Source organism: Micromonospora sp. DT228 (genome assembly GCF_049841595.1).
GTDB lineage: Bacteria > Actinomycetota > Actinomycetes > Mycobacteriales > Micromonosporaceae > Micromonospora.
On record NZ_JBNCKO010000029.1, the window covers coordinates 35,074 to 57,344 of the forward strand.

The window sequence follows — 22,271 nt, forward strand, 5'->3', positions numbered from 1 at the left end:
ACACATGCTGTTGCAAGCGACCGTGCGGCTGGTGATCGCACCGCTCGCCCGGCTGGTCTACCGGCCCGTCATCGAGGGGAGCGAGAACGTCCCGCGGCGCGACGCCGTGATCCTGGCCGCCAACCACCTGTCCTTCATCGACAGTGTCGTGATCCCACTGGCGACGCCGCGACCTGTCGCATTCCTCGCCAAGGCCGAGTACTTCCGACAGCCCGGAATCAAGGGATGGCTCACGCGCACCTGCCTGACCGGCATCAACGCCATACCGGTGCAACGAGGCGGCCACCGCGCAGCCCAGACATCGCTACAGGTCGCCCTCGACGTGCTCGCAGACGGGCGAGCCTTCGGGATCCACCCGGAAGGCAGCCGGTCACGCGACGGGCGGATCTACCGCGGCCGTACCGGCGTCGCCTGGCTCGCGCTCGCCTCCGGCGCTCCGGTCATCCCCGTTGCCGTCCTCGGCACCGACCGGATCCAGCCTGTCGGTGCCCGACTCCCCCGAGTCGGCCGGATAGCCGTGCGCTTCGGCGCGCCGCTGTACTTCGCGCAGCCTCCGACCGGCAGTAACGGCCAGACCCGACGCGCTGTCACCGACGAAATCATGGCCGCGATCCAGGACCTGTCCGGTCAGGAGCCGGCCAACGGCTACAACGAACTGTCGACAGGCGCCTAGCGACTGACGATGGGCCTCAAGCGAGTTCGCATCGGCCCAGACACGCGATGTCGGCGAGTCAGGTCATGCCTTTTCGAGCACGACCAGGTGGTACTCCAGCCAGCGCCGTGACAATCCAACCTGCAACGCGGATCCGCCGATCATGTTGGCCCAGAAGGGCATCTCCACAATACGTTCGCGGAGCCGTGGAACGACGGCCGTAGCGCCCACCGCCAGCTTGATCAACCGGTCGCGCGGCCGACCGAGGCGCAGATATGGGGTGAGATCCAGGTCCTCGACCAGGCGCAAGCCAGCGCACTCGGACATGGCGGCCAACTCGGCCACACTGTGCAAACTTCCGACCCGCCACCCGGCGCGGAACTGGTCGAGGCAGCGCTCACGCGCGGCGAGCCCGCGATCCTTGTCGGTCATCCAGTCGTCGCACAGGATCAGGCGGCCTCCGGGGCGCAGCCGTTCCACCAGGGACGGGAGCAGGTTCTCCAGTGATGGCGAGTGGACGACAGCCTCCACGGCGACCATGGCGTCGTAGTGCGGGCGGGCGGGCAGTTCCGCGAAATCGGCACAGATCACGTCACAGCGGTCGGTTAGTCCCTCGCGGGCGAACCGTTTCGCCGCGATGTCGGCCTGCACTCGGCTGATCGTCACCCCGGAGATGAGCCCGTCCACCTCGTGGGCCAGTCGAACCATCGTCCCACCGACGCCGCAGCCGAGGTCGAGGACCCTTGCGCCGTCCACGGGGACGTACCCGCGGACACGCTCGATCATGAGGCGATTGACGGTGTCCATGGCCTCTGCCGCGTTCGCGACATCCGGGGTCCACACGCCACGGTGGATAGCGTCACTGCCGGGGCTCTCGGCGACCAGGAGGAACCGCCGCGTGTTGTCGTCGTAGTAGTCGGCGACGCGATCAACGTGGCCAGATGGGGCGCGCTCAGGTGTCGAGCTCATCGACGGAAGTTATCACGGTGGCGCTCTGGCCCGGGGCGTCGTGCGATGGCGCCTGGCCGCGTGCGGCGGGCTGGCGCACCTGTGCGCGGAGTGTCAGCGTGACCGGCTGACGGACACGACCCGCGGGTCTGCGGAGTAGCGGCGGACGACGTCCGCGGCGTCGTCAGCTGTGGCACCGGGATCGAACAGCACCTCCAGGCACGATGGTTGCAGCTCTTCGAACCCGAAGCCCTCAACCACGTGATGCGGGTCGAAGCGCTGGTTCTCGCGCACCAGCTCATCAGCGGACTCCCCCTGCCGCACGCAGACCACCGCTTCGGGCTGAGGACCACCCCAGGCCAGTGCGGGAGCCGCCACGCCGATGGTGAGCACTACCGCCGAAACCACGCCGATCACTGTCGTCCGGCCAAGCCCTGGCCGGCTGGCCGGCGAGATCACCGCCACCAGGGCGGACAGCGCGTACACCCAGAGAGCCCGCTTGTCCGCCGAGTCATAGAGAGCCAACGCGACGACGCCGGCCCCGACGGCATGGGTGACCAGGCTGATCCGCCGGAACCCCGGTGAGTCGACAAGCGCCGCCGGTATCGCGGTAAGCGCACCGAGCACCAGGAAGAGCAGGACCAGCCCGTACGCACTCCATTCGTGGCGCGCGTCCAGGGCGAGCAGCACGAGGGCAACCACGAATCCGCTGACGACAAGCGGCGGACGGAGGAGCGCCAGGAGGCGTACGACCATTTGATGACCGTACGCGAAGTGACCGACGTGGATAAGGGTTCTCCTCGGCCGTCTTCCGGGAGAAGACTCAGTATGGTGATTTCATGCCCGCGCCCTCCTTCGCGGATTCCCCCACCAGCCTGCTGCCGCGCGTCACCGAGGCTGCCGGCCGGGTGCTGGCGACAATTGAACGCCTGGGTGAGGACGAGGTACGCGGCCCGTCCCGGTTGCCGGGCTGGAGCCGCGCGCACGTCTTGGCTCACCTCAACCGGGGCGCGGACTCCCGGGTGCGGCTCCTGGAATCGGCCCGGACCGGCCGGGTGATCCGCCAGTACCCGGACGAGGCCTACCGGGAACGGGAGATCGAGCAGTGGGCGCGTCGTAGCCTCGCGGAACTCGTGGCGGACTTCCGGGTCGCGGACGAGCGACTGCGCGCCGCCATCGCGGACCATCCGGCCGATCGCTGGGGGCGCAACGTCCGATGGCTCGGTGCGGAGGGCCGCAGTGTCGACGACGTGGTGCCCAGCCGGCTTCGTGAACTGGAGGTCCACCACGTCGACCTCGACGCCGGATACGGGCCGCGAGACTGGCCGGATTGGTTCGTCCAGGCCGAGCTGCCCGATGTTGTCGCCAGTCTGCGGGATCGGCCGGAGGTTCCCGACCTGCGACTTGTCGTCTCGGGGGAGGACACGGCCTACCAGTTCGGGGCGCGACCGACCAGGACGGTCGGGGGGGAGTCGAGTGTGCTCCTGGCGTGGCTGATGGGGCGCGGTGACGGCGAAGGCCTCACCGTCGAGCCGGCTGGCCCCCTGCCGCATCTGCCCGACTGGAAGTAGAGGCGCCGGGCACGGAGAGGACGGCGCCGGTGGTGGCGGCGTCCAGACACGGGCCGCTCCTCGGGGCGTACCGCGGCTCGTCCAGATCGAGGGCCAGGTCGCCGGCGAACGCCGCGGTGTGCGCGGTCTCCCCGCGAAACAGCGTGACCGACACCTCCACCGGCACCGGCAGCACCCGTTGGGCCATCTCCGCGACGTGTTGCAGAACGTCGTCGAGGCTGGTCTCGCCGAGCGCGATGCGGCCGAGTTCGTACTCCCGGCCGTCAGTCGGCGACCACGAGCGCCTGGGGTGCGGCGGCCTTCATCCGGGTACGCGTGTCCACGCCGGCACCCGCTGCGGCGTCCGCGCCCACGGCGTGCCGACGGGTCACCTCGACGTGTGGACGGCATCGACGTGGGTTGGTGGGCGGAGGATAGGCTGCGGGCGGCAGTCGAGTGACCTAAGGGGAACGGGTGACAGGCGGAACGGTTCGCGCGGTGATCGCGGTCTGCGGGCATCCGGCGTGAGCAACGGGTTGCGGCCCGGGGACCCGGCCCGCCTCGGTGGGTACGAGGTGCTCGACCGGCTCGGCGACGGGGGCATGGGCACTGTCTTCCTGGCCCGGTCACCGCAGGGCCGACAGGTGGCGGTCAAGGTCGTCCGTCCGGAGTTCTCGCATGACGAGGAGTTCCGTGGGCGGTTCCGAAGTGAGGTGAACCGCGCCCGCCAGGTTCCACCGTTCTGCACCGCCGAGGTCCTGGACGCCGACCCGGACCACAACCCGCCCTACCTGGTGGTGGAATACGTCGAGGGCCCCAGCCTGGCCCAGGTGATCAGGGATCGAGGGCCGCTGGGGGCCGCGCAACTGCACAGCATCGCGGTCGGGGTGGCTACCGCGCTCACCGCCATTCATGGCGCCGGTGTGATCCACCGGGACCTGAAGCCGGCAAACGTCCTGGTCGCACCGGGTGGGATCAAGGTCATCGACTTCGGCATCGCCCGAGCTTTCGAGGCGACGAGCCAGCACACCCGGACCAACCAGATGGTCGGGACCGTCTCGTACATGGCTCCGGAGCGGTTCGACGCGACGTCCGGCCACCCAGTGGGCCCGGCTGCGGACATCTTCGCGTGGGGTGCCCTCGTCGCTCACGCCGCTACCGGCCGCAACCCGTTCGGGGGCGACTCCCCGACCGCGGTCGCGATGCGGATCCTCACCCAACCGCCGGACCTGACCGGCCTCGGCGGTGCGCTGCGGGAGTTGGTCTCCCGGGCGCTGGAGAAGGATCCCGCTGCCCGGCCCACCGCCCGGGAGTTGCTCGACGGACTGTTGACCGTAGCGAATCAGGGGGGCGCGGACGCGACGGCCCAACGCCTGGCGGAGATGCCGACGGTGCGTGCGGCGCAGGCTGGCGGTGGTGTCGACCAGGGGCGGCCTGCGAAGTCCTCCGGCCCGGCCGGTCGCGAGGGCTCGGGCCGGCGTGGCTGGCTCATCGCTCTGGGCTCGGTCGCCGCGGTGGTCGCGGTGCTGGTGCCCGCCTTCCTGTTTGGCCCGCGCCTGCTGGACGACAAGGCTGGACCGACCCCGCCCGGCTCGACGGCGGCCGGGAGCCCGGCGACGGGCGGGGCGTCGGCGTCCGCGTCCACGCCAGCAGCGACTACGCCAACCAAGCCGCCGTCGGCCGCCGCAGACCCTACCGAGGCCATCCTGGCCGGACAGCGGCGAATCCTGGTGCACGTTGTGGAGATCGACCGTGATCTGTCACTGCCGTCGGACGGCGAGCTCGCGGTCGGTGGCGGGACCGGCAAGGACGCGCTATTCGTGCTCGAACCGGTAGGCGCCGAATACATGATCAAGTCGGTGAACCCGGAGATCGCCCACCGACCGTGCCTCGGGGTCAAGAGAGACGGGAACCGGGACAAGTTGCTTGTGGGAGCCGAGTGTCGGCCGACCAAGGCAACGCAGTTCGCGATATCCCCGGAGGGCAGGGACGACAAGGGGCGCACCTCCTACGTCATCTCCAACCAGGAGTACGGCGTGGTGCAGTGGAGCCCGACCAGGAGCGAGATCTACGTCGAGTTCATGGGTGACGCCCCGGTCGACACCACCTTCAGCCTTGTCGACCGAGGCGCGGTCTGAGGCGGGGCGTACCCCGACCGAGTCGACGCAGGACCCATCGCTGGTTTGATGGGCAAACGTCGATGTTAGCGCCAACGCGGCGGCTCCTCAAGGGCTCTCGTCGCGGTCGGTGCTGACGAGCTGGGGGCAATGCCTGCAGAGGTCTGGTGGGAGGCGATCTCGCCCCGGGTCACGACCCGTCACCGCCTGATGTTCCCAGCACGTTACGTCTTGACGAACGGCATGTTATCGCTCACAGTCGATGGCTAAGGACGACGACATCCATGGCTTACCGGGGAAGCCTGCTTCGTCGACCCTCGGATCGGTCGTGCGTCAGGGCATGTAGGCGTGTTGTTAGCGCTAACTTCCCCGACACATCGCCCGGGCACGTGTCGCGGTGCGCCCACCCTCGGGCAGGCCGTTCGGCTTTGGTCATTGAAGGAGGATCATGTCTGCCCTCGATAGGTCTCCATCGATCGCGCCGCCGTCGCGGCGGCGTTGGTGGTTGCCCCGCATTATCGCCGCCGGCGCGGCGGCGGTGCTGGTCGGCGGTGCTGCCGTAGCGGTGGTGTCGTCACCCGCCGCCGCGGCGACCGTCGACACGAGCGCGTGGTACGTGTTGATCAACCGCAACAGCAACAAGGCCCTGGACGTGTACAACCTGGCCACGAACGACGGCGCCAGGATCACCCAGTGGACGCGCAACAACGGCAACCAGCAGCAGTGGCAGTTCGTCGACTCCGGCGGTGGCTACTACCGGGTGAAGTCGCGGCTGTCCGGCAAGGTGCTCGACGTCTCCGGCCGCTCGACCGCCGACGGCGGGCCGATCGTGCAGTGGTCCGACAACAACGGCACCAACCAGCAGTTCCGGTTGGCCGACTCGGACAGCGGCTACGTCCGGTTGATCAACCGCAACAGCAACAAGGTGATGGAGGTGCAGGGCGCCTCGACCGCCGACGGCGGCAACATCGTGCAGTACGCCGACTGGAACGGCACCAACCAGCAGTGGCAGTTCGTCCGCGTCGATGGCGGGAGCAACCCCACCACGCCGCCGCCGACGTCGCCGCCGCCGGGCGGCGTGTGTGACCTTCCCTCGACGTACCGCTGGTCGTCGAGTGGCGTGTTGGCGACCCCGAAGTCGGGCTGGGTGTCGCTCAAGGACTTCACCGTGGCCCCCTTCAACGGCCAGCAGTTGGTCTACGCCACCACGCACGACTTCGGCGACAGCTGGGGTTCGATGAACTTCAGTCTCTTCTCGAACTACTCGCAGATGGCCTCGGCCACGCAGACCGGGATGAACTCGGGGACCGTCGCGCCGTCGTTGTTCTACTTCGCGCCGAAGAACATCTGGGTGCTCACCTACCAGTGGGGGGCCGGAGCGGCGTTCCACTACCGGACCTCGACCAACCCGACCAACCCGAACGGCTGGTCGGCGGCGCAGCCGATGTTCACCGGGAGCATCACCGGTTCGGGTACCGGGCCGATCGACCAGACGGTCATCGCCGACGACACGACCATGTACCTGTTCTTCGCCGGTGACAACGGCAAGATCTACCGGACCAGCATGCCGATCGGGAACTTCCCCGGTAACTTCGGCAGCAGCTACACGACCATCATGAGTGACACGCAGAACAACCTGTTCGAGGCGCCGCAGGTCTACAAGCTGCAGGGCCTGAACAAGTACCTCATGATCGTCGAGGCGATCGGTTCGACCGGCCGCTACTTCCGCTCGTTCACGTCCACCAGCCTGAACGGTACGTGGACGCCGCAGGCCGCGACGCAGAGCAACCCGTTCGCCGCCAAGGTCAACAGTGGTGCCACCTGGACCAATGACATCAGCCACGGTGAGCTGCTGCGCACCAGCGCCGACCAGACGATGACTGTCGACGCCTGCAACCTGCAGTTGCTCTACCAGGGTCGTTCCCCCAGCTCCGACGGTGTCAACTACGGCCTCCTGCCGTACCGGCCGGGTCTGCTGACCCTGCAGCGCTAACACCACCTGATCGCGAAACGGGCGGGCTCGGCGAATGCCGAGCCCGCCCGAATCGTGTGGCCGCCGTGCGGTGCCAGGAAGCCGACGCAACCGGCCACCAGCCGAGCAACCGCCACCGCGATCAGCCCAACCTCATTCGACGGCGGTGCCGGTGACGCAGGTGAGCACCTGGCGCTGACCACGAGTGGCGCTCGACGTGGTCGTGGCGAAACCGTGGGATTCGAGCAGCAGCCGGGTCGTGGTCAGGTTAGCGGTGGCGTGTGCGGCCGTGGGTCGCTCGCCGAAGACGTACAGTCGCCCGCCCGGGGCCAGCAGGCTTCGCATCCGGGCGATCTGCTGCGCCGCGTCGCCCAACCAGAAGAGGCTGACGTTCACCGCGAATATCTTGGTGAAGCGGTCGGCGGGGAGGTCGGCCGACTCGAACCCGGCACATCGAATCTCGGCCCTGCCGGCGCTGACGTGGCTCAGGTTCCGTTGGGTCGCGAGCCGCACCATCGTCGCGGCGCGGTCGATGGCGACGATCCGGCCGGTGGTGAGTCGGCTGGCGACCAGGGACACCGCGGCCCCCCGACCGCACCCGATCTCCAGCACCTGATCGGCGGGTGCGACGGCCATCGTTTCCACTGCCCAGCGCTGCCGGTGAGCGGTCGTGGCCCGGACCGGCTCGTCCCCTGCGGAGGCGAGGCCAGCGCCGGGGGAACCCGGATCGCGGTCGGAAAGGGTGGACCTCACGACGTCACGCGCCGGTGCCTCTTCTGCTCACACATCTGATTTCACCCCCTCCGACGTGTCCGTGCACCGTGTCCTCGGTCACCACAACGCCGGGAGTCGTACCGGTCGGTGCATGGGCGCCACGCTAGTCGCGGTTATGGAACGAACATCAAAGAATTCTCCTTCCCCTGGTAGTCCCTGCGCCTGCCCATGGAAGGCAAAGAGAGTGTTTTGGGCGTGTGCATCCCACTATCAGGTTGGCAATGTGAGCGCAGTTACTTTGTCGAACGTTCCAGAACTGGCTAGCGTTCCGCCTCGTGAAGCCCCACGGACCGGTCGACGAGGTCCGACACCTCCGGTGCCACTCCGTGGATCTTCAGCCCCGCCGCGCAGCGGCATACCGGTCGAGGAGATGTGGGACGAGATGTCTGGACGGTTGGATTCGAAGGTGCTGGTCGTGACCGGCGGTACGCAGGGCATGGGCCTGGCGTTCGCGCAGCGGGCGGCCACGGAGGGCGCGCGCGTCGTCATCGGCGCCCGGGACAAGGACCGGGGCGAGGAGGTGGCCGCGCAGATCCGGGACGCGGGAGGTGGCGCCCTGTTCGTGCCGACCGACGTGACGGTCGAGGAGGAGATGGCACGGCTCGTCGAGACCGCGGTGTCGGAGTTCGGGAGGCTGGACGGCGCGTTCAACAACGCTGGCGGCGGCCCGATGGCAAGTGTCCGCGAAACCGACAGTGACGACTGGCATCGGTCGCTCGCCCTCAACCTGACGAGCGTCTTCTACGGCCTCAAGTACGAGATCCCGGCGATCATCGCCTCCGGCGGCGGCTCGATCGTCAACAACGCCTCCGTCTCCGGCGTCAAGGGCGACGCGACGCAGGCCGCCTACAACGCGTCGAAGCACGGTGTCATCGGCCTGACCCGCTCGGCGGCACTCGACGTCGCCCGTTCCGGTGTGCGGGTCAACGCCCTGGTCACCGGCCTGATCGACACGCCGCTCTGGCAGGGCGTCGTCAGTCAGGCCCCGGAGATCGCGGAGCGCTACCTGTCGGCGCAGCCGACCGGACGGGCCGGCACCTCCGACGAGGTCGCCGCGCTCACCGCCTTTCTGATCAGCGACGAGGCCACCTTCATCAGCGGCGCGTCCATCGCCATCGACGGTGGCCTCACCGCCTGAGGCGTCGCGGACGCCCCGAGTGCGGGACGGCGGCCCGAAACAGCCGCCCGCCTCGCACCCGGGGCACGCCCGTCAGGCGATCCGGTAGGCCCGCTGGATCGTCTGCGTGACCGTGTTGCCGGCAGTGTCCGCCGCCGTCACCCGCAGCGACACGAAGCCGGGCCGGCGGGGGTGAGCGATGAGAGCGACACCCCGCAGCACCGGCAACGCGACCCACGTCCTGCCGTCGTCGAACGACGCGGAGACGCCGAGTGTCCGATTGGCCGCCGCCGTCGACCCCGCCTGCCGGTCCAGCGCCACCGGGATGGCCATGACCCTGCCCGTCCGGGCCGTGTTGGTGTCATCCAGCGCCGGCGTCGGCCGGGCCGTCGTCAGCGGCAGCCGCTGCGGTGACGACGTGTGCGCCGAGGTGAAGGTCCACGCCACCGAGACCGAGGTCGACAGCGTGTCCGGGGCGGCGCGGGTGATTGTCGCCTCCAGTCGGTAGGTGGCCTTGCCGGCAGGAACGGCGAACTCCGCCCACGGGCTGTCCGAGCTGCCGATCTCCGTGCCGTCGCGCAACAGCCGGAACCGCACCGGCCGGTCGTCGCGGCTCGCGGGGCGTCCCGCCGCGTCACCGAACAACGGCAGCGACGCGACCGAGATGGTGTCGCCGTCGCGGCCCGCGTACCCGAGGGGTGCCAGGCTGGGTGCGTGGGCCACCGTGGGGCCGAAGGGCGCCGCGTTCCAGGTCTGGGCGTAGGTCCGGCCCGCCTGGAAGGTGGAGTCCTGCGTACTGGAGTTGTCGCCCTCGAGGAACGTGGACGTCCAGGTGATGCCACCGTCGGTGTTGTAGTACTCGGTGCCGTGGAACGGCAGGTCGAGCGGCGTGCTGGAACCGATCGGGCCGGATCCCCCGGGTGCCGACGCGCGGTGGAACCGGACGGCTGTCGCGGCCGTGGACTGGCTCCGGTAGGTCGTCCGGACCGTGGCGAGGTTCTTCGCCGAGAGCTTCCTCGCCAGGCCCGTGAACATGTCGCCGGGGCGGACGTACGCCAGGTCGTACGTGTAGGGGCTGTTCCGGAAGGTCCCGTCCGCGCCGGGGCGGGCGAGCCCGACACCAAGCGTCGCGGTGAACTCGGGTGCGGCGACGGCGGGCCCGATCCGGCCGAAGAGGACGTCCCCGAACGACACCCCGCTCAGCTGGACACCCGGGTAGCGGAAGCCGTCGTCCCAGTTCGCGCTCACGTTGATCGCGATGGGTGCGGCGTCCCGCAGGGGCACCGTCAGCGCGACCGGCTTGGCGGTGCGGGCGTCGACGGCCTCGGTGACCGGGCCGCGTACGTCGAGCACGGGCTGGACCAGCAACGTCGACGCGTCGCCCTCGTGGATGGTGCTGTAGAGCGCGTACCGGCCCTTGGGCAGCCGCAGGGTGCCGCCCCCCGGTGCCCCGTCGAGGGTGCTGAACTCGCCGGTGGCCAGGCTCGCCGCCACTGTCGTGTACCCGGTGGCCGGTCGGCCGTCGCGTCCGGTGTGGGTGAGCCGTACGTCGTAGCTCTCGATCTCGCGGTTGAGCGCGAACGGCGTGCGTACCCGCAGGTCTCCGGCACCTGTCGCGGTCAGCGCGCCCTGGTAGACGCCGTCCGGAGCGTCCACCCGGGTGTCCACGGTGATCGTCGCCTCGGCGCGACCGCCGGCCGGCACCACAAGCGTCGCCGGGCTGACGGTGAGCATGCCGGCCGGGGCCGGGGCGATGCCCAGCGTCAGGGTGACCGGCGTGCTGCCGGTGTTGCGGTAGCCGACGACCTGGGTGATCGGAGTGTCGTCGGCGTGCGGCCAGCGCTGGACCGGAAAGTCGATGGCGGCGACGTCGGCGGCGACCGGCTGGGCGACCGCGCGGGCGATGTCGACCCGGCCGGCGCCCTGCTCGTAGATGGTGTCCTCGCCGGTCGGCTTGGCCGAGTCCATCAGGGCGGCCTTGAGCTGCGGGCCGGTCCAGTCGGGGTGCTGCCCGGCGAGGATCGCGGCGGTGCCGGCCACGTGCGGAGTCGCCATCGAGGTGCCCGACATGGTGGCGTAGTCGCCGCCGGGGGCGGCGGCCACGATGTCGACGCCGGGCGCGCTGATCTCCGGCTTGATGTGGTTGTCGCCGATGCGCGGGCCCCGGCTGGAGAAGTACGCCCGGTTGTCGTCGGCGTCGACCGCGGCGACGGCGAGGGCGTCGTCGGCCGAGGCCGGCGAGGAGACCGACTTCGGTTTGCCCTCGTTGCCGGCCGCGACCACGAAGAGCGTGCCGTACTGCTTGCTCAGCTCCTGCACCGCGGTTTCCAGCGGGTCGAGGCCGGGTGCGTCGTCGCCACCCACGCTCAGGTTGACCACCCGCGCCTGCGGCGCGAGCCACTGCATGCCGGTGATGATGTCCGAGTCCTGGCATTCGGTGGTGGCGCAGACCTTGCCGACGAGCAGCTTCGCCCCCGGCGCCACACCGCGATACCTTCCGCCGGAGGCAGCGCCGCTGCCCACGATCGTCGACGCCACGTGGGTGCCGTGGCCGACCGCGTCGCCGGGGTCGTTGCCCCCGGTGAAGTCCCGGACCTCGGTGAGGTGACCCGCGAAGTCGGGGTGGCTGGCGTCGATCCCGGTGTCCAGCACGCCGACCGTGACACCGGTGCCGTCGAAACCGGCCTGCCAGGCCGCCGGGGCGCCGATCTGCGGCACACTGCGATCGAGGGAGACCCTGCGCTTGCCGTCCAGCCAGATGTGGGTGACACCGGGGGCCAGGATGCGCGCGGCGGCAGTCCCACGGGTGAGCGATCCCCAGAGCGTGACCCGGTCGTCCGGTTTCGCCCGTACGGCCAACGCGTGGGTGGCGGGCAGGTCGGCCCGGACCCGCGCGGCGCCCCCGACGGTCGCGGCCCGCGCCTGCGCCGCCGCGTTCTCCGGGTACGCGACGAGCAGCGGCAGCTCGGCGGCCCGGTCGTCGTAGCCGAACCCGCCGAGCACGGTGAGGTCGAACAACCGCCGGTCGAGGCGTCCGTCCCGCAGCAGTGGCATCGCGTCCACCGGGATGACGATCTGGTGGCCGCCCTCGCGGCTGGTCACGAACCGCATGCCGGCCCGCCCCGGCCCGCGCTGGATCGTTGGGTGACCGTTCGCGTCAAGCGTGACCTCGTCGCCGGTGATCAGCGTGAAGGTGCCGGGTCTGCCGTCGACAGTGGCCCCCGGCTTCACCCGCGCGTTGGCCGGGGTGGCCGTCAGGCCCGCCGCCACCAGCGCGGTCGCGAGTACGCCGGCTGTCAGCGCGCGTCGTTGCCGTCGTCGCACATCGTCCTCTCCGCCACGGGCGTCTCCCGGGACGGCACGATGACGCCTGGCCGGGGCGTTAGGTTGATCACTCTGCTGTGATGGCCGTCACAATCCGCACCCGCGCCGGGGTGTCCGATTCACCCGGAGGGGTTGCATGCGGCGGTGACCAGCGGAAACGGCAGGGGAGGGCACCGGTCGGATGCGTGATGCCGAGGAGTTCGACGCCCTCTACGCGGCCTGTGCCGGCCGGATCGTGGGTCACGTGTACGCGCTGACCGGCAACCGGGCCGAGGCGGAGGATGCCGTCGCCGAGGCGTTCATGCGGGCCTGGCAGCGCTGGCGGACGGTCCGGGAGGCGGACAGCCCGGAGGCGTGGGTCCGTCGCGTCGCGTCCCGGATCGCGGTCAGCAGTTGGCGCAAGACGTTCAACCGGGTACGCGCGCATCGCCGGGCCGCTGTCGACCAGGGCGTTCCCGGGCTGAACGAGGACCATGTCGCCCTGTTGCAGGCGTTGCAGCGGCTGAGCGTCAACGAGCGCCGGGCCGTCGTGCTGCACCACCTCAACGATCTCAGCGTCGCCGAGGTGGCGGCCGAGATGCAGGCCCCCGTCGGGACCGTGAAGACGTATCTCGCCCGTGGTCGACGAGCGATGGCCGGGCTGCTGACCGACGCGCACCAGGAGGAGACGTCCCATGGCTGATCCACGCGACGAGCTCTCCGCGATCGTCGACGAGGTCCGGCGGGTCGCGACGCTCCCCTCCGCGCAGACGTTGCGGCAGCGCAGCGACAGGCGTCGGCGGCACCGGGTGACTGTCGCCGCCGGCGTGGCGGGGCTGGCTGTCGTGGCCGTTGCCGCTGGCACCACTCTCTGGCAGGCGCGGGCCGGCGTCGAGACGCCGGGTGTCGGCCCGGCCACCCAGGTCGCACCGTCCGTGCCCCCGTCCGCGACCGCCCCGTCCGCAATCGCCTCGGCGGGACCGCAGCAGATCCTCGGCGGCGGGCGTCAGGTCCGGATCGTGCTGCCCGGCATGCGCGGGGCCACGTTGGCGATCGACCGCGACGGCGATCAGGTGCGGGCCACCAGCGAGCAGGACGTCGAGGATCGGGCGCTGTGGGTTCTCCACCCGGAGGGCGACAGGTACCGGATCCGTCTGGCGTCCGGTGCCAACGCGGTCTGCATGACCGTCGTGCACGACACCGCGCCGGGCAGCGTGCGCGGGCGCACGTGCGATCCGGCCGCCTCGACGCAGCTCTTCCGGATCGAGCAGGTCCCCGACGGCAGCTACTCGATGTTCCAGGGGAAGCGCTACGTCCAGGTGGTCGACGGCACCAACGCCCTGGTGCCCGACCTGCCCGAGGGCCTCACCACCACGTACGAGTTCGAGGACCGTGGGCCTGCCCCGCGCTGAGCCGCGAACGGCCCCGGTGCGGACAGTCCTCGTCCACCGCCGTCAGAGCCAGACCACGATCCCGGTCAGGTCGTTGAGGACCGCCGCCACACCCGCCCGGACGGCGGCCGCGCAGCGCTCGGCGGTGAACGACTTCGGGTCGTACGTCGAGGACATGCCGAGCCCTTCCCCGCGGAACGACGCGCCGTCCCAGTCGACCGATGTCACGTTGTGGGTGGGCTCCGCCAACTCGGCGCCCACCACGAGGAACTTCTCGTCCAGGTGGTTCGGGGTGACCAGGGCGAGGGGATCGATGAGGTCGCCGCCGGCGCTGACGATGAGATCCGGGTTCATCTCCATGGCCTTGGCGATGCTGGGAACGGCATCGTGGGCGTTGCCGACGACGATCGTCCGGAGATCCGCGTGCTCGTCGTCGGCCCACTCCCGTACGGCCGTCACCAGCGCCTTCGTCGGGTCGTCAGAGCCGGCGGTGAGCAGGACGACCCGGTAGTCCTTCGGCGGGTGGACCCCGGCCCACGAGCCGGGTTGCGGCGTGATCGTCGCCTCCGGAGCGGGGGTGGTGGAGGGGGCGACGAATCCGGGGCCGAGCGTCCCGACGGCGCTGGGTGCGGGGTGCGGCTGTGACCAGTCGTCGCCGGAGTCGCAGGCGGCGACCAGCGCGGCGGTCGCGGCCAGCATGGCGACGGCGCGAAGCGGGGGGCGCAAGGTGGTCGTCCTTTCGAGTGGTGGCGGCAGCCTCGTATTCCTATCTCAATTCCCTGCGCCGTTTATCCACGGGCGGTCGTCCGGGGCTGTTGTTTTCCGGCGGTTCGTCGGCGCGCGGGCTGGTGTTCACCCGTGCCCTGCAACGTGCACTGGCCTACCGAGGGAGTCGCATGTTGGGGCGCGTTCGCCGTACCGTTATCGTCACCGCTGTCGGGATTGCCGCGGTGGTGCTCCCATTTTTGGCTGCCGGACCGGCCTCCGCGCACGGCTTTTCGTCGACTGTGTACGCGAAAATAATGGCCGGAGACGAGGGTCACATCCGTACGGCGATGGACCTCGAATACGACCTTCTCGTCGTGTCCGCCGCGGATTCGGGTCACGACGACCCGCTCTTCGAGGCGGGCACCGCCGCGTTCGAGGCGGGCGATGGCGACGCCCAGGCCGCGGCACTGAAGAGCCATTCGTCGACGGTCCTCAGGTATGTCTCCGACCGGTTCTCGGTGAGCGCGCGGGACGCGGCCTGTCGGCCGACCCAGGTGGGCGACGCGACGATCGGCGAGCGCGAGGGCGTGCCGTACGCGAATCTGCTGCTCGACTGGACCTGCCCCGAGCGGGTCGGCGAGCACGAGGTGCGCGGCGCGCTGTTCCCGGACGTCGAGGGCTACGTCAAGGGCACCAAGACGATCGTCACCTACGAGATCGACGGCCGGTCGGGCAGTGCGGCGCTGGACAGCGCCAACCCCACCTTCTCGACCGGGCAGGCGTGGTACCAGCGCTTCGGGGAGTTCTTCCTGCTGGGCGCCGAGCATCTGCTGTCCGGGATCGACCACATCCTGTTCCTGCTGGCGCTCATCGCCGGATCGCGGCGGCTGCGGGAGATCGTGCTCGCGGCCACCAGCTTCACCCTGGCGCACTCGGTGACGTTCATGCTCGCGGCGCTCGGCCTGGTCGAGGTGCCGGGGGCGGTCGTGGAGCCGGTGATCGCGTTGTCGATCGCCGTCGTCGCCGGCTGGCACCTGTGGGGTATCTGGCGACGCGGCGAGCACGCGACAGACCTGGACACGGCGGGGCACGGGCACTTCAGCCTGGATCGGGCGGGCTGGATCCGTCTCGGTGTGGTGTTCTGCTTCGGCCTCGTGCACGGCCTGGGCTTCGCGGGCGCGTTGGGCATCGACGAGGCGTGGTCGTGGACCCTGCTGTGGTCGCTGTTGGTATTCAACATCGGCATCGAGGTCGTTCAGTTGACGATTATCGCGGTGGTCTTCCCGCTCCTGCTGGTCCTGCGCCGCCGTGCGCCGAAAACCGGGATCTGGGCGACCGGCGTTGTTTCCGCAGCCGTGTCCGTCATGGGCCTGATCTGGTTTGTGCAGCGCGTTTTCGGGTCCTGAGTAAGGCTAAGTAGTTCGTGAAGTGCAGGTCTTCGCAAGATCACGTTCATGGTCGGTTAACCGGGCGGCGAAAGCGTGGATTTGCTTCCCCGCGTCGGGTGAAGTCACCATCCATTTCTCTATTTGAAAAGGGAACAATGTCGATGACATTGAGCACCTCGACACGGGCCCCCGGGCTTGTGCGGCGGCGCGTGGTCGCCGGGGTCGCAGCCGGCTTCCTGGGAATGGGCGCGGCCCTCGGCAGCGGCCTGACGGCCACTGCGAGCGCGGCCGAGTCCACCACGATCACCGGCGTGATCCTCGGCGTCGGCGCCAACGAGACCCAGCGGATCGTGAGCTGGTACTCCTCCGCGGACACCGCGCAGAAGATCCAGCTCGCCCCGACCGCTGAGATCGTCAACGGCGAGTTTCCGGCAAGCGCCGTCAGCTTCGACGCCGTCGGTGCGGCGAACACCTCCACCACCGGCTTCAACCGGCACGCCACGATCAGCAACCTGCGGGAGAACACGGCGTACTCGTACCGGGTCGGCGCCGAAGGCGGCTGGTCCCCGGCGTACGCCTTCAAGACCCAGGACTTCGAGGGCGACTACGACTTCCTGTTCTTCGGTGACCCGCAGATCGGCTCCTCCGGTGACCGGCTGAAGGACCAGGCCGGCTGGGAGGAGACCCTGAAGGTCGCCACCGGCGCCAACCCGAACGCCGAGCTGCTGGTCTCCGCCGGTGACCACGTGGAGAGCGCCAACGACGAGGGGCAGTGGAGCTCGTTCCTGGCCCCCGAGCAACTGCGTCAGTACCCGCTCGTGGCCACCATCGGTAACCACGACGTCGGCGGCAAGTCCTACGAGCAGCACCACTTCACCCCGAACACCGACCGCTCGGCGCAGTACTACAACGGCGACCAGGCGACCCGGTCCGGCGGCGACTACTGGTTCATCCACAAGGACGTGCTGTTCATCGACCTGAACAGCAACAGCTACGCCAACCCGGCGGACGGCTCCGCCGGCGGCGACGCGGCGCACGTCGCGTACGTCACCGACGTGATCAACAAGCACGGCTCCGAGGCCAAGTGGAAGGTGCTCGTCTACCACCACTCGATCTACTCGCCGGCCAGCCACGCGACCGACACCGACAACAAGCAGCGGCGCGAGGACTTCACCACGGCGTTCTCCAACCTCGGCGTGGACATGGTGCTCCAGGGCCACGACCACAGCTACACCCGCAGCTACTCGATCAAGAACGGCCAGAAGGAGAACCCGGCCGAGCAGCCCGGTGCTGCCGACGTGTTCCCCGGCCCGGGTGGCGTCATCTACGTGACGGCGAACTCGGCCTCCGGCTCGAAGTACTACGACATCAAGAAGCCGGACGACAGCGGCACCGGCATCCGCGGCAACGGCCCGGACCCGCTGGACCCGGGCAAGTACTGGTACAACTCGGTGCAGAACCAGGAGCACGTCCGCAGCTACGTCAAGGTGCAGGTGCGCGGCGACAAGCTGGTCCTGGCCAATGTCCGCAGCGGCACCTGCGCGGCGCCGAACGCGGCCGTCGAGAAGGGCCTCTCCTGCGTCAACACCCCGGAGGGTCAGCCAGTCGGCTCGATCGTCGACAAGGTCACGGTGCACCCGTACCACGGTGACGGTCAGGCCATCCAGGTCAACGTGCCGAACCCGGCTCCGGGCGAGTTCGGCTGGACGATCGACGGCTACAACGGCCTCGTCGACCTGGGCACCGCCCAGGAGCGCGACGGCACCTTCTTCGAGGCGGCCGGCAAGATCAACCCGATCCTCGTGTCGGACAGCCGCCGCTCGCTCGCCCCGTGGTCGATCTCGGCGAACGTCGGCGACTTCTCCGACGCCGACAAGAAGTTCTCCGGCTCCTACCTGGGCTGGAACCCGTACGTGCTCGACGGCGGCGCGGGCGCCGAGGCCGGCGCTCCGGTCCTGTCGTCCTTCGACGACCAGGGCAAGGGCCTCTCGGTCTCCAGCGCCCTCGCCGCTGCCGCGCAGGGTCACGCGCGGGGCGGTGCCCGCCTCGGCGCCGACCTGGATCTGAAGATCCCGGACAGCATCGCGAAGGGCAGCTACCGCACCACGCTCACGATCACCGCGCTGAGCAGCTGACCGACCTGTTCCACCGGGCGGGGTAGGCACCTTCGGGGGCCTGCCCCGCCACCCATGTGCAGTCCTCCCAAGATCACCTCAAGGAACCGACATGTACCCGTCCGTAACGCGCTGGAAGAAGCGTGCTCGTACCACCGCGCTGTCCCTGCTCGCCGTCGTCGCGACCGTCGGCGTCGGCGTCGGCGCCGGCCCCGCCCTGGCGGCGGACGGCAACGTCGCCTGGACGGTCCGCACGGCCTCCAACGGCTACGGCGAAGCTCGGTCCAGTTACAGCTACAACGTCAACCCCGGCGGCGCTGTCGAGGACGCCATGGTCGTCGCCAACCGCGGCAAGGCGCCACTGACCCTGTCCGTGTACGCCGCCGACGGGTTCACGACCGACGCGGGCCAGCTCGACCTGCTCACCAAGGACGCCAAGTCCGTCGCGATCGGCGCCTGGGCGAAGCCGAAGGCCGGCAGTGTCGTGATCCAGCCCGGGAAGACCGCGCAGGTCCCCTTCACGGTGAGCGTTCCGGACAACGCCACGCCCGGTGACTACGTCGGCGGGATCCTCACCACGCTCACCCAGGCCGACCAGGCCGAAGGCATAAACGTCGACAGGCGCCTCGGCATCCGGATCAAGCTGCGGGTCGGCGGCGAGCTGAAGCCGAACCTCGCGATCGAGGACCCGCACGTGACGTACGGCGGTTCGGTCAACCCGTTCCGCAAGGGCGACGCCACCATCACCTACAAGATCCACAACGTCGGCAACGCCGCGCTCTCCGGGCAGCAGGCGGTATCGGTCTCGGGGCCGTTCGGCGTGCTGCGGGTCCGGGCGAAGGACATCGCCGCCCCGCCGGAGCTGCTCCCGGGCGAGAGCTGGGACGTGACCGTGCCGATCGCCGGGGTCGCCCCCGCCGTCTCGCTGGCCGCGACCGTGACCGTCACGCCGCTGCTCACCGACGCCTCGGGCTCCACCACCTCGCTGAAGCCGGTCCAGGTCACCGCGCACGGGTGGGCGCTGCCGTGGATGTTGGTGCTGGCGCTCGTCGTCCTTGTCGCGGTTGTCGTCGGGGCGTACCTGTACCGGCGTCGCAACCGGACGCGGCGCACGGTGCGCGAGGACGCCCGCGTACGCGACGCCGTCGCGCGGGCTCTGCGGGATCAGGAGCCGCGGACCTCCTGATCACGCAGCTCCGCCTCCCGCCTGTCCCTCTCCCGCGATCTTGCACTTTCTGCGCCGTCATACCAGGGCGTTCCACGCGTATCGGCAACCGAAACTGCAAGATCGCGCGGCGGTCGCCCTTGTGGGTGAACGGCGCTCGGCTCCGGACCACGCCCGTCCCCGAGCGCGCATGCTGCGACGGTGACGCCGGCACAGAGGGGGGATCCACATGGTTGACGGGGATGTGCCAGAGCGGATGCAGGCCGCGGCCCTGGACGAGTTCGGTGGGCCGGAGGTGATCACGCTGCGGAAGCTGCCGATCCCGCAGATCGCCGACGACGAGGTGCTGATCAAGGTCTGGAGCGCCGGCGTCGGGGTGTGGGACGCGTACGAGCGGCAGGGTGTGCTGGTGCCGGAGGGCTCGGCCCTCCCGATCGTGCCCGGCTCCGACGGCGCCGGCACCGTCATCGCCGCCGGCAGCAAGGTGTCGAACGTCGGGGTCGGCGACCTGGTCTACGTCTCCGCCACCACCCGCCCGAAGGGTGGCTTCTACGCCGAGTACGCCGCGGTCAAGGCGGAGTACGCGGCCAAGGTGCCCGCCGGTGTGCCGGCCGAGCACGCCGGGGCCATGCCCACCGACGCGCTGACCGCGCTGGCCGGGCTCGACACCGTGAGCCTGTCAGCCGGCGCCTGGTTGTTGATCTTCGGTGCGAGCGGCGGCCAGGGCCACCTGGCCGTGCAGTTGGCCAAGCGGCAGGGCCTGAACGTGATCGCCGTGGCCTCCGGGGCGGACGGCGTCGCGCTTGTGACCCGGCTCGGCGCCGACGTGTCCCTCGACGGCCACGCCGACCCGACCGAGGTGCTCGCCCGGATCCGGGACGCGGCACCGGCCGGGGTGGACGCCATCCTGGCGATGGCGGGCGGCAAGACGCTCGACCGGCTCGCCGAGGCGCTCACCGATGGCGGTGTGGTCGCGTTCGCCCACGGGGTGCAGCCGGAGCCCAAGGAACGGCCAGGTGTGGTGGTCCGGGCGTACGACGGCGAATCGAGCCCTCGACAGTTGCAGCGCCTCAACGAACTCATCGAGGCCGGCCCGTTCGTGGTGCACGTCGCGGAGAAGTTCCCGCTGGGCAAGGTGCGGGAAGCGCACCAGCGCCTGGAAACCTCCTACGCCGGCAAGCTGCTGCTGACGGTGGCCTGAGACCTCAGTGCGCCGTGCGCTGTTGCGGCACGCGTACCGACGCCATGCCGGCCGCCGTCGCGGCCTGGATGCCCAGGTCGGTGTCCTCGAAGACCAGGCACGAACCCGGGGGTACGCCGAGGTGTTCCGCCGCGAGCAGGAACGCCTCCGGGTCGGGCTTGGCCCGGGTGTAGTCCTCGGCGCAGACCAGCACGTCGAAGCGGTCCAGCAGGCCGAGCGCGTCGAGCGAGGCGATGACCGAGGCGCGGGTGCTGCCGGAGACCACGGCGAACGGAACCCGTCGATGGGCGTCGTGGATGTGCGCCACCACCTCGGGCACGGCGGCGAGCTGCGGCAGCAACTCCTCGTAGTAGCTCTCCCGGCGCTCGACGACGGCCGCCACCGGCATGGCCAGACCCTGCTGCTCGTTCAGGGCGACGATGATGTCGGCGGTGGGTCGCCCACCCCAGGCGTAGAAGAGGTCCTCCGGAAACTCGCAGCCCCACTCCTCGAGGGCCCGCTGCCAGGCCAGGTAGTGCAGCGGCATCGAGTCGACGATGGTGCCGTCGCAGTCGAACAGGTACGCCGCGAACTCACCGGATGGCAGAGGCAGAGTCATCGGGGAAGGGTACAGCTCACTCGGTCGTGACGGTTTTCAGCCGGCTGAGCAGGTACGCGCGCTCCGGTTCGGTGCCGACGAGCGTCAACGCGCTGCGGTACGCGGCAGCGGCCTCGTCGTACCGGCCGAGCCGGCGGAGCAGGTCGGCCCGCGCCGCCGGATAGGGATGGTGGCCGCGCAGGCGGGGATCGTCGGCCAACTCGTCGAGCAGCGCGAGCCCCGCCTCCGGCCCGTCCCGCATGGCCACCGCGGCGGCCCGGTTCAGCGCGACGATCGGTGAGGGCACCAGGCCGAGCAGCACGTCGTAGAGCGCCACCACCTGCGGCCAGTCGGTGCTGGCCACGTCGGCGGCCTCGTCGTGCAGCGCGGCGATGGCTGCCTGCACCCCGTACGGGCCGGGCGCTCGGCCGGTCAGCGCGACCACCACCAGGCCACGCCCCTCCTCGATCATCGGATGGTCCCACCGTCCCCGATCCTGGTCGTCGAGGAGGACCATGGCGCCGTCCGGTCCGGTACGCGCGTCCCGTCGGGCGTGGACCAGCAGCATCAGGCCGAGCAGCCCGGCGACCTCCCGCTCGGCCGGCAGCAGCCGACGCAGGATCCGGCCCAGCCGGATGGCCTCCTCGGCCAGGTCGATCCGTTGCAGGTCCGGGCCGGAGCTGGCCGCGTACCCCTCGGTGAAGACCGAGTAGACGGCCTGGAGCACCGTGGGCAGACGAGCGGGCAGCTCGTCGGGGCCCGGCACCCGGAACGGGATGCGGGCGTCGCGGATCTTCCGTTTGGCCCGGACGAGTCGCTGGGCCATGGTGGCGGGCGGCACCAGGAAGGCCCGCGCGACCTCGGTGGTGGTGAGGCCGGCCAGGAACCGCAGGGTGAGTGCGCCGCGATCCTGCGCGGCCAGGGCCGGGTGCGCACAGGTGAAGAAGAGCGCCAGCCGGTCGTCGGGCAGGTCCCGGTCCGCGTCGGCGGGCGGGGCGTGGTCGGCCCGCTCCGCCTCCGCCCGGAGTACGGCGAGCCGCGTCGCCAGCACCCGGTCGCGACGTAGCCGGTCCACCGCTCGACGCCGAGCGGTGGTGAGCAGCCAGGCGCCCGGCCGGCTCGGGACGCCGTCGGTCGGCCAGTGCGTCAGCGCCGCCTCGATGGCCTCCGAGGCGACCTCCTCGGCCAGGTCGAGGTCGCCGAAGCGGCGCACAAGCGAGGCGAGCAGTCGGCCGCGTTCCTCGCGGAACACCGCCTCCACCGACGACCCGACGGCTGCCTCCTCATCCGGCAT

Annotated in this window: 18 protein-coding genes; 11 read left to right on the forward strand and 7 right to left on the reverse strand. The window is 70.3% G+C overall.

The window, feature by feature from the left end; all coding sequences use genetic code 11:
• Positions 1–4 precede the first annotated feature (4 nt).
• Positions 5–673, forward strand: coding sequence for a lysophospholipid acyltransferase family protein (locus tag ACLQ29_RS33675; RefSeq protein WP_425775406.1), 669 nt, complete (start codon positions 5–7; stop codon positions 671–673).
• Positions 674–736: 63 nt separating this feature from the next.
• Here the strand turns inward: ACLQ29_RS33675 and ACLQ29_RS33680 are convergent, their stop codons facing one another.
• Positions 737–1,621, reverse strand: a complete 885-nt coding sequence (locus ACLQ29_RS33680) for an SAM-dependent methyltransferase (protein ID WP_425775407.1) — start codon at positions 1,619–1,621, stop codon at positions 737–739.
• 93 nt (positions 1,622–1,714) lie between these two features.
• A complete protein-coding gene (locus ACLQ29_RS33685) occupies positions 1,715–2,356 on the reverse strand; it encodes a hypothetical protein (RefSeq protein ID WP_425775408.1) in 642 nt (213 codons plus the stop codon).
• A gap of 83 nt (positions 2,357–2,439) precedes the next feature.
• Between ACLQ29_RS33685 and ACLQ29_RS33690 the strand changes: the two genes are divergently transcribed.
• The 3 genes from ACLQ29_RS33690 to ACLQ29_RS33700 all read left to right on the forward strand — a co-directional run bounded on the left by ACLQ29_RS33690 (position 2,440) and on the right by ACLQ29_RS33700 (position 7,260).
• Positions 2,440–3,171, forward strand: coding sequence for a maleylpyruvate isomerase family mycothiol-dependent enzyme (locus ACLQ29_RS33690; protein WP_425775409.1), 732 nt, complete (start codon positions 2,440–2,442; stop codon positions 3,169–3,171).
• A gap of 503 nt (positions 3,172–3,674) precedes the next feature.
• Entirely contained in the window at positions 3,675–5,288 is a 1,614-nt protein-coding gene (locus ACLQ29_RS33695) for a serine/threonine protein kinase (protein ID WP_425775410.1), read from the forward strand.
• A gap of 427 nt (positions 5,289–5,715) precedes the next feature.
• Positions 5,716–7,260 (forward strand): non-reducing end alpha-L-arabinofuranosidase family hydrolase, encoded by a 1,545-nt coding sequence (locus ACLQ29_RS33700; RefSeq protein ID WP_425775411.1) that lies wholly within the window; start codon positions 5,716–5,718, stop codon positions 7,258–7,260.
• Between the two features lie 132 nt (positions 7,261–7,392).
• Here ACLQ29_RS33700 and ACLQ29_RS33705 read toward each other — a convergent pair whose 3' ends face one another.
• A complete protein-coding gene (locus ACLQ29_RS33705; protein ID WP_425775412.1) occupies positions 7,393–7,992 on the reverse strand; it encodes a class I SAM-dependent methyltransferase in 600 nt (199 codons plus the stop codon).
• Positions 7,993–8,428: 436 nt separating this feature from the next.
• Between ACLQ29_RS33705 and ACLQ29_RS33710 the strand changes: the two genes are divergently transcribed.
• On the forward strand, positions 8,429–9,151 hold the full coding sequence (locus tag ACLQ29_RS33710; protein ID WP_425775413.1) for an SDR family NAD(P)-dependent oxidoreductase: 723 nt from the start codon (positions 8,429–8,431) through the stop codon (positions 9,149–9,151).
• Positions 9,152–9,223: 72 nt separating this feature from the next.
• On the opposite strand, the gene ACLQ29_RS33715 is transcribed toward ACLQ29_RS33710, so the two are convergent.
• Positions 9,224–12,454 carry a S8 family peptidase gene (locus tag ACLQ29_RS33715; protein ID WP_425775414.1) on the reverse strand — a complete coding sequence of 1,077 codons (3,231 nt, stop codon included), beginning with the start codon at positions 12,452–12,454 and terminating at the stop codon, positions 9,224–9,226.
• A gap of 181 nt (positions 12,455–12,635) precedes the next feature.
• On the opposite strand from ACLQ29_RS33715, the gene ACLQ29_RS33720 reads away from it, so the two are divergent.
• On the forward strand, positions 12,636–13,136 hold the full coding sequence (locus ACLQ29_RS33720; protein ID WP_425775415.1) for a sigma-70 family RNA polymerase sigma factor: 501 nt from the start codon (positions 12,636–12,638) through the stop codon (positions 13,134–13,136).
• A complete protein-coding gene (locus ACLQ29_RS33725; protein WP_425775416.1) occupies positions 13,129–13,845 on the forward strand; it encodes an RICIN domain-containing protein in 717 nt (238 codons plus the stop codon). Before ACLQ29_RS33720 ends, ACLQ29_RS33725 begins: the two co-directional genes overlap by 8 nt.
• Positions 13,846–13,887: 42 nt before the next feature.
• On the opposite strand, the gene ACLQ29_RS33730 is transcribed toward ACLQ29_RS33725, so the two are convergent.
• A complete protein-coding gene (locus ACLQ29_RS33730) occupies positions 13,888–14,550 on the reverse strand; it encodes a hypothetical protein (RefSeq protein ID WP_425775417.1) in 663 nt (220 codons plus the stop codon).
• Between the two features lie 17 nt (positions 14,551–14,567).
• Here ACLQ29_RS33730 and ACLQ29_RS33735 point away from each other — a divergent pair, with 17 nt between their 5' ends.
• From ACLQ29_RS33735 to ACLQ29_RS33750, 4 genes are all read left to right on the forward strand, one after another.
• Positions 14,568–15,938 carry a HupE/UreJ family protein gene (locus tag ACLQ29_RS33735; RefSeq protein WP_425775418.1) on the forward strand — a complete coding sequence of 457 codons (1,371 nt, stop codon included), beginning with the start codon at positions 14,568–14,570 and terminating at the stop codon, positions 15,936–15,938.
• 143 nt (positions 15,939–16,081) lie between these two features.
• Entirely contained in the window at positions 16,082–18,055 is a 1,974-nt protein-coding gene (locus ACLQ29_RS33740) for a fibronectin type III domain-containing protein (RefSeq protein WP_425775419.1), read from the forward strand.
• Positions 18,056–18,146: 91 nt separating this feature from the next.
• Positions 18,147–19,220 carry a WxL protein peptidoglycan domain-containing protein gene (locus tag ACLQ29_RS33745; RefSeq protein WP_425775420.1) on the forward strand — a complete coding sequence of 358 codons (1,074 nt, stop codon included), beginning with the start codon at positions 18,147–18,149 and terminating at the stop codon, positions 19,218–19,220.
• A gap of 208 nt (positions 19,221–19,428) precedes the next feature.
• Complete coding sequence (locus ACLQ29_RS33750) at positions 19,429–20,400, forward strand: NADP-dependent oxidoreductase (protein ID WP_425775422.1); 972 nt, start codon at positions 19,429–19,431, stop codon at positions 20,398–20,400.
• Positions 20,401–20,404: 4 nt separating this feature from the next.
• Here ACLQ29_RS33750 and ACLQ29_RS33755 read toward each other — a convergent pair whose 3' ends face one another.
• Together ACLQ29_RS33755 and ACLQ29_RS33760 are read right to left on the reverse strand one after the other, a co-directional pair.
• Positions 20,405–20,998: an HAD family hydrolase gene (locus tag ACLQ29_RS33755; RefSeq protein ID WP_425775423.1), complete on the reverse strand. Its 594-nt coding sequence runs from the start codon at positions 20,996–20,998 to the stop codon at positions 20,405–20,407.
• A 16-nt stretch (positions 20,999–21,014) separates the two neighbouring features.
• A complete protein-coding gene (locus tag ACLQ29_RS33760; RefSeq protein ID WP_425775424.1) occupies positions 21,015–22,271 on the reverse strand; it encodes an RNA polymerase sigma factor in 1,257 nt (418 codons plus the stop codon).

Excerpts from the sequence above, each read along its gene's own strand:
- ACLQ29_RS33675 (WP_425775406.1), top strand. The coding sequence starts at position 5 with ATGCTGTTGCAAGCGACCGTGCGGCTGGTGATCGCACCGCTCGCCCGG.
- ACLQ29_RS33680 (WP_425775407.1), bottom strand. The coding sequence starts at position 1,621 with ATGAGCTCGACACCTGAGCGCGCCCCATCTGGCCACGTTGATCGCGTC.
- ACLQ29_RS33685 (WP_425775408.1), bottom strand. The coding sequence starts at position 2,356 with ATGGTCGTACGCCTCCTGGCGCTCCTCCGTCCGCCGCTTGTCGTCAGC.
- ACLQ29_RS33690 (WP_425775409.1), top strand. The coding sequence starts at position 2,440 with ATGCCCGCGCCCTCCTTCGCGGATTCCCCCACCAGCCTGCTGCCGCGC.
- ACLQ29_RS33700 (WP_425775411.1), top strand. The coding sequence starts at position 5,716 with ATGTCTGCCCTCGATAGGTCTCCATCGATCGCGCCGCCGTCGCGGCGG.
- ACLQ29_RS33720 (WP_425775415.1), top strand. The coding sequence starts at position 12,636 with ATGCGTGATGCCGAGGAGTTCGACGCCCTCTACGCGGCCTGTGCCGGC.
- ACLQ29_RS33725 (WP_425775416.1), top strand. The coding sequence starts at position 13,129 with ATGGCTGATCCACGCGACGAGCTCTCCGCGATCGTCGACGAGGTCCGG.
- ACLQ29_RS33740 (WP_425775419.1), top strand. The coding sequence starts at position 16,082 with ATGACATTGAGCACCTCGACACGGGCCCCCGGGCTTGTGCGGCGGCGC.
- ACLQ29_RS33745 (WP_425775420.1), top strand. The coding sequence starts at position 18,147 with ATGTACCCGTCCGTAACGCGCTGGAAGAAGCGTGCTCGTACCACCGCG.
- ACLQ29_RS33750 (WP_425775422.1), top strand. The coding sequence starts at position 19,429 with ATGGTTGACGGGGATGTGCCAGAGCGGATGCAGGCCGCGGCCCTGGAC.
- ACLQ29_RS33755 (WP_425775423.1), bottom strand. The coding sequence starts at position 20,998 with ATGACTCTGCCTCTGCCATCCGGTGAGTTCGCGGCGTACCTGTTCGAC.
- ACLQ29_RS33760 (WP_425775424.1), bottom strand. The coding sequence starts at position 22,271 with ATGCCGGATGAGGAGGCAGCCGTCGGGTCGTCGGTGGAGGCGGTGTTC.